1 protein-coding gene is annotated in these 229 nt (G+C 45.9%); it reads left to right on the top strand.

All coding sequences use genetic code 11. The annotated features are described in order from the left end of the window. On the top strand, window positions 1–229 hold a 229-nt coding region (locus HC733_RS22960), incomplete at both ends, for an ISAs1 family transposase (RefSeq protein WP_190367239.1).

The raw sequence follows: 229 nt of genomic DNA, 5'->3' as shown, positions 1-229 counted from the left end.
TATGGCAATAAAAAACTTACATGGTTAAGGCGTTTTCGCCCTTTTGTACATGGCATTCCAACACGGCACAGCATCGCTCGTATCTTTCGAGGCCTTGATAGCGACTCATTACTGCTAGCACTGTACAGCTGGGTAAATCAACAACGAGAAAAATCAGGCATGCCAGTCATCGCTTTTGATGGCAAGACTATTCGTGGTGCGAGCAAACGCGCTACGGATAAACTCCATT

This window comes from Pseudoalteromonas sp. S16_S37, assembly GCF_014694405.1.
Classification (GTDB): domain Bacteria; phylum Pseudomonadota; class Gammaproteobacteria; order Enterobacterales; family Alteromonadaceae; genus Pseudoalteromonas.
The sequence above is the reverse complement of the archived record's forward strand: the minus strand, read 5'-3'. Positions and strand labels throughout refer to the sequence as shown.